Here is a 5,455-nt window from a genome sequence, read left to right on the forward strand (position 1 = left end):
CTCGCGAAAGCGGTGTGTCAGTCAACATTTTTGTTGAATGTGAAGCCGTCTTCGCGAGCAAGCCCGCTCCCACAGGGGTTTTGTGCAGGGCTCGCTTATTTATCGCGAATAGAGAAATTCGCCATGTGTTCCAGGCCCTTGATCAGCGCCGAGTGGTCCCAGTTGCTGCCACCGATGGCCGCGCAGGTGCTGAACACTTGTTGGGTGTTGGCGGTGTTCGGCAGGTTGATCCCCAGTTCACGCGCGCCGGCCAGGGCCAGGTTGAGGTCCTTCTGGTGCAGGCTGATGCGGAAGCCCGGGTCGAAGGTGCCTTTGATCATGCGCTCGCCGTGGACTTCGAGGATCTTCGACGAAGCGAAACCGCCCATCAGGGCTTCACGCACCTTGGCTGGATCGGCACCGTTCTTCGAGGCGAAAAGCAGGGCTTCGGCCACGGCCTGGATATTCAACGCGACGATGATCTGGTTCGCCACTTTCGCGGTCTGACCGTCGCCGTTGCCACCGACCAGGGTGATGTTCTTGCCCATGGCCTGGAACAGCGGCAACACGCGTTCGAAGGCATCGGCATCGCCGCCGACCATGATGCTCAGGGTCCCGGCCTTGGCGCCGACTTCACCGCCGGACACTGGCGCGTCGAGGTACTGCGCGCCTTTTTCGTTGATTTTGGCCGCGAACGCCTTGGTGGCAGTCGGCGAGATCGAGCTCATGTCGATCACCACCTTGCCTTTGCCGACACCGGCCGCAACGCCGTCGGCGCGGAACAGCACGTCGTCGACCTGTGGAGTATCCGGCACCATGATGATGATGAATTCGGCTTCCTGGGCGACTTCTTTCGGGTTGGCCAGGGCGACCGCGCCAGCGGCGATCAGGTCGGCCGGGGCGGCGTCGTGGTGCGCCGACAGGAACAGGCTGTGCCCGGCTTTCTGCAGGTTCAACGCCATTGGGTGGCCCATGATGCCGGTGCCGATAAATCCGATTTTAGCCATGAGAAATTCCTCTTGTTTTTTTCTTGCTCAAGCAAATAGGGGAGCACTGCTTTTGTAGGAGCCGGCTTGCCGGCGAAGAGGCCATCACATCCAGCCTCTTTATTGGCAGTGACATTGCCTTCGCTGGCAAGCCAGCTCCTACAGGGATCTGTGTCAGATTGCGTTATGGGTTTTCAGCCAGCCCAGACCCGCTTCAGTGGTGGTCAGCGGCTTGTATTCACAGCCAACCCAACCCTGGTAACCGATGCGGTCCAGGTGTTCGAACAGGAAGCGGTAGTTGATTTCACCGGTGCCCGGTTCGTTGCGCCCCGGGTTGTCGGCCAACTGGATGTGGTTGATCTCGCCCAGGTGCGCGGCCATGGTGCGGGCCAGGTCGCCCTCCATGATTTGCATGTGGTAGATGTCGTATTGCAGGTACAGATTGGCGCTGCCGACCTGCTCGCGAATCGACAGGGCTTGCGCCGTGTTGTTCAGGTAGAAACCGGGAATGTCGCGGGTGTTGATCGCTTCCATCACCAGTTTGATGCCCGCCGCTTGCAGCGTGTCGGCCGCGTACTTGAGGTTGGCGACGAAGGTTTTTTCCACGGTGGCATCGTCGACGCCTTGTGGACGGATACCCGCCAGGCAGTTGACTTGGGTATTGCCCAGCACTTTGGCGTAAGCGATCGCCAGCTTGACCCCGGCGCGGAACTCTTCGACCCGGTCCGGCAGGCAGGCGATACCGCGCTCGCCCTTGGCCCAGTCACCGGCCGGCAGGTTGAACAGCACCTGGGTCAGGCCGTTGGCGTCGAGCCTGGCCTTGATCTCGGCGGAGCTGAAGTCGTAAGGAAACAGGTATTCGACGCCACTGAAGCCGGCCTTGGCGGCCGCCTCGAAACGGGCAAGAAAATCCTGTTCGGTGAACAGCATGGACAGGTTGGCTGCAAAACGCGGCATGGTGGTTTCCCTTGAATGTGTGAGGTCCCCCCTTGTAGGAGCGCTTGCTGGCGAAGGGGTGTCAGACACATTCATGTCGATTGACATACCGCTTTCGCCGGCAAGCCGGCTCCTACAGGGGAGTGATCAGCTGTTAGTCCAGCATCGAAATCGCCGTTGGCGCATCGTTGCCGACCAGCGCCAGGTCTTCGAATTCATTGACGGCGTTGATCTCGGTGCCCATGGAAATGTTGGTCACGCGCTCCAGAATAATCTCGACGATCACCGGTACCTTGAACTCTTCGATCAGTTCCTGGGCCCTGCGCAGGGCAGGCTGGATCTGGGCCGGTTCGAACACTCGCAGCGCCTTGCAGCCGAGGCCTTCGGCCACCGCGACGTGGTCGACTCCGTAACCGTTGAGTTCCGGAGCGTTCAGGTTATCGAAGGACAACTGCACGCAGTAATCCATGTCGAAACCGCGCTGGGCCTGACGGATCAGTCCCAGGTACGAATTGTTGACCACCACGTGGATGTACGGCAGCTTGAACTGCGCGCCCACCGCCAGTTCTTCGATCATGAACTGGAAGTCGTAGTCGCCCGACAGGGCCACGACCTTGCGGGTCGGGTCGGCCTTGACCACGCCCAGCGCCGCCGGAATGGTCCAGCCCAGAGGGCCTGCCTGACCGCAATTGATCCAGTGGCGCGGCTTGTAGACGTGCAGGAACTGCGCGCCGGCAATCTGCGACAGACCGATGGTGCTGACGTAGCAGGTGTCTTTGCCGAACACCTGGTTCATCTCTTCATAGACGCGCTGCGGCTTGACCGGCACGTTGTCGAAGTGAGTCTTGCGCTGGAGGGTGGCCTTGCGCTGCTGGCAATCCTGCAGCCAGGCGCTGCGGTTTTTCAGCTTGCCGGCGGCTTGCCATTCACGAGCGACTTCGATGAATAGGGTCAACGCGGCCGCGGCGTCGGACACGATGCCCAGGTCCGGGTTGAACACGCGGCCGATTTGCGTCGGCTCGATGTCGACGTGGATGAACTTGCGGCCTTCGGTGTACACGTCGATCGAACCGGTGTGACGGTTGGCCCAGCGGTTGCCGACGCCCAATACCAGGTCGGATTTGAGCATCGTCGCGTTGCCGTAGCGGTGCGAGGTTTGCAGGCCGACCATGCCGACCATCAGCGGGTGATCGTCCGGGATCGTGCCCCAGCCCATCAGGGTAGGAATGACCGGGATACCGGTCAGCTCGGCGAACTCCACCAGCAACTCGCTGGCGTCGGCATTGATGATGCCGCCACCGGCGACCAGCAACGGGCGCTCGGCCTGATCGAGCATGGCCAGGGCCTTCTCGATCTGCACGCGGTTGGCGGCGGGCTTGGCCAGCGGCAGCGGTTCGTAGGCGTCGATGTCGAATTCGATTTCAGCCATCTGCACGTCGAACGGCAGGTCGATCAGGACTGGACCTGGACGGCCGGAGCGCATTTCGTAGAAGGCTTTCTGGAACGCATAGGGCACCTGGCCCGGTTCCATGACGGTGGTTGCCCACTTGGTCACTGGCTTGACGATGGCGGTGATGTCGACCGCCTGGAAGTCTTCCTTGTGCATACGGGCGCGGGGTGCTTGCCCGGTGATGCACAGGATCGGGATCGAGTCGGCCGAGGCGCTGTAGAGCCCGGTGACCATGTCGGTCCCGGCAGGGCCGGAAGTACCGATGCACACGCCGATGTTGCCGGCCTTGGTGCGGGTGAAGCCCTCGGCCATGTGCGAGGCGCCTTCAACGTGGCGAGCGAGGACGTGATCGATGCCACCGACCTTCTGCAAGGCGGAGTACAGCGGGTTGATTGCGGCGCCGGGGATGCCAAAAGCGGTATCAACCCCTTCACGGCGCATCACCAGAACGGCGGCTTCGATTGCTCTCATTTTGCTCATGGTTTTGTGCCTCTTACGTTTTATAATTGTATACAAGTGGCTTTGTGCAGAGTGTATTCACGGTGGGCGACGCAGGTCAATCCATTTTATCAAGCGTCTGTTCCATTTGTCGGAAGCCTGATCTGCTGTGGCTTTTCGTCGCATGTGGCGATTTTCGTGAATTATTGTATACAAAAAAATAACTCATTGTGTTCTATTTGTGGCAGCGGACTTCTGCACAAAAGCAGTCCAACGGCTTTCCCTATAACAAAATGAGGACAGCACCATGAGCGCTTTAACCTTGAAAGTCGCAGTCAACCTGACCAGCCAGGCCATCGCCGCGGGGCGTGCAATCGCCGCGGCCCCATTGACCATCGCCGTGCTGGATGCCGGCGGGCACCTGGTCTCCCTGCAGCGCGAGGACGGCGCCAGCCTGCTGCGCCCGCAGATCGCCATCGGCAAAGCCTGGGGCGCCATTGCGCTGGGCAAGGGCTCACGCCTGCTGGCGCTGGATGCCCAACAACGCCCGGCATTTATCGCGGCCTTGAACAGCTTGGGGCAGGGCAGTGTCGTGCCGGCGCCGGGCGGGGTGCTGATTCGGGATCAGGACGGGAATGTGCTGGGGGCGGTGGGGATCAGCGGGGATCTGTCGGATGTTGATGAGCAGTGTGCGATCAGTGTGATCGAGGCGCTGGGGTTGCGGGCGGATGCGGGGGTGAGTGCCTGACATCTTTTGTAGTTTGATCTAGCGCTTTCGCGAGCAAGTCGAATCGTCGCACCGCCGCTCCCACACTGGTTCGTGGTGAACACAAAATATGTGAACACCACCAATCCCCTGTGGGAGCGGGCTTGCTCGCGAAGGCAATCTCCCAGACACATCCGGCCAAAAGTCTGTCCCTCAGCTTTCAGTTTACTGAGCTAGCCTTCTCATGAATTCATCCATGAGAGAGGCAAGGGAATGCCTGAACTTTCATCATCACACCGCCTGCGTATCGGCCGCTATGCCGAGCAAAACCGCATCTACCTTCTGACAGCCAATACCCTCAAGCGGGAGCCTATCTTCAGGGATTACACCTTGGGCAGGAAAGTCGTACACCAATTCAAACAAGCTCATGATCAAGGGTTTGCCGACTCCTTGGCCTTTGTGATCATGCCCGATCATTTTCACTGGTTGATCCAGTTGCAAAAAGGGTCATTGGGCCAATTGATGTGCTCAACTAAATCGTTGAGTACCCGATCAATCAATGCTGCGACTGGCAGGGCAGGTAGTCTTTGGCAGCAGAGTTTTCATGATCATGCTTTGCGGCGAGAGGAGGATTTGGTGAAGCTGGCCCGGTATGTTGTCGCCAATCCATTGCGGGCGAGGCTGGTTGAGAAGCTTGGCGACTATCCGTTGTGGGATGCCATTTGGGTTTAGTCTCAAGACCGAGTTGTCCCTTTCGCGAGCAAGCCCGCTCCCACCATGATTCGTGGTGAACACAAAATATGTGAACACCACCAATTCACTGTGGGAGATTCTATGTTGCAGGGGAACCCTGCAACCTTAAATTCGGCTGGTATTCGCTTTGGTTTTTCATGAGTGCGAATGCCACCCGGCACAGCTTGCGGGCGAGGATGACCAGGGCTTGGGTTTTTGCCAAGCCTC

Annotated in this window: 5 protein-coding genes and 1 pseudogene; 2 read left to right on the forward strand and 4 right to left on the reverse strand. The window is 59.5% G+C overall.

What is annotated here, in order from left to right; genetic code table 11:
• Positions 1-95 precede the first annotated feature (95 nt).
• From BZ163_RS00465 to gcl, 3 genes are all read right to left on the reverse strand, one after another.
• The gene (locus BZ163_RS00465) at positions 96-986 is read right to left on the reverse strand and encodes a 2-hydroxy-3-oxopropionate reductase (RefSeq protein WP_128869374.1); all 891 of its coding nucleotides are present in this window, start codon (positions 984-986) and stop codon (positions 96-98) included.
• Between the two features lie 153 nt (positions 987-1,139).
• Positions 1,140-1,922 carry a hydroxypyruvate isomerase gene (hyi, locus tag BZ163_RS00470; protein WP_128869375.1) on the reverse strand — a complete coding sequence of 261 codons (783 nt, stop codon included), beginning with the start codon at positions 1,920-1,922 and terminating at the stop codon, positions 1,140-1,142.
• A gap of 133 nt (positions 1,923-2,055) precedes the next feature.
• Positions 2,056-3,831, reverse strand: coding sequence for a glyoxylate carboligase (gene gcl, locus BZ163_RS00475; protein WP_128869376.1), 1,776 nt, complete (start codon positions 3,829-3,831; stop codon positions 2,056-2,058).
• Between the two features lie 265 nt (positions 3,832-4,096).
• Here gcl and BZ163_RS00480 point away from each other — a divergent pair, with 265 nt between their 5' ends.
• Together BZ163_RS00480 and BZ163_RS00485 are read left to right on the forward strand one after the other, a co-directional pair.
• Positions 4,097-4,537 (forward strand): heme-binding protein, encoded by a 441-nt coding sequence (locus BZ163_RS00480; protein ID WP_128869377.1) that lies wholly within the window; start codon positions 4,097-4,099, stop codon positions 4,535-4,537.
• A gap of 231 nt (positions 4,538-4,768) precedes the next feature.
• The gene (locus tag BZ163_RS00485; protein ID WP_128869378.1) at positions 4,769-5,227 is read left to right on the forward strand and encodes a transposase; all 459 of its coding nucleotides are present in this window, start codon (positions 4,769-4,771) and stop codon (positions 5,225-5,227) included.
• A 100-nt stretch (positions 5,228-5,327) separates the two neighbouring features.
• Here the strand turns inward: BZ163_RS00485 and BZ163_RS35220 are convergent.
• Positions 5,328-5,455 (reverse strand): annotated as a pseudogene (locus BZ163_RS35220) (IS110 family transposase); the annotation flags it as partial.

Origin of the sequence: Pseudomonas sp. VI4.1, from assembly GCF_002029345.1 — a bacterium.
Classification (GTDB): domain Bacteria; phylum Pseudomonadota; class Gammaproteobacteria; order Pseudomonadales; family Pseudomonadaceae; genus Aquipseudomonas.

What these genes read in the sequence shown, in the direction of transcription:
- BZ163_RS00480 (WP_128869377.1), top strand. Translation starts at nt 4,097, where the DNA reads ATGAGCGCTTTAACCTTGAAAGTCGCAGTCAACCTGACCAGCCAGGCC.
- BZ163_RS00485 (WP_128869378.1), top strand. Translation starts at nt 4,769, where the DNA reads ATGCCTGAACTTTCATCATCACACCGCCTGCGTATCGGCCGCTATGCC.
- hyi (WP_128869375.1), bottom strand. Translation starts at nt 1,922, where the DNA reads ATGCCGCGTTTTGCAGCCAACCTGTCCATGCTGTTCACCGAACAGGAT.
- BZ163_RS00465 (WP_128869374.1), bottom strand. Translation starts at nt 986, where the DNA reads ATGGCTAAAATCGGATTTATCGGCACCGGCATCATGGGCCACCCAATG.
- gcl (WP_128869376.1), bottom strand. Translation starts at nt 3,831, where the DNA reads ATGAGCAAAATGAGAGCAATCGAAGCCGCCGTTCTGGTGATGCGCCGT.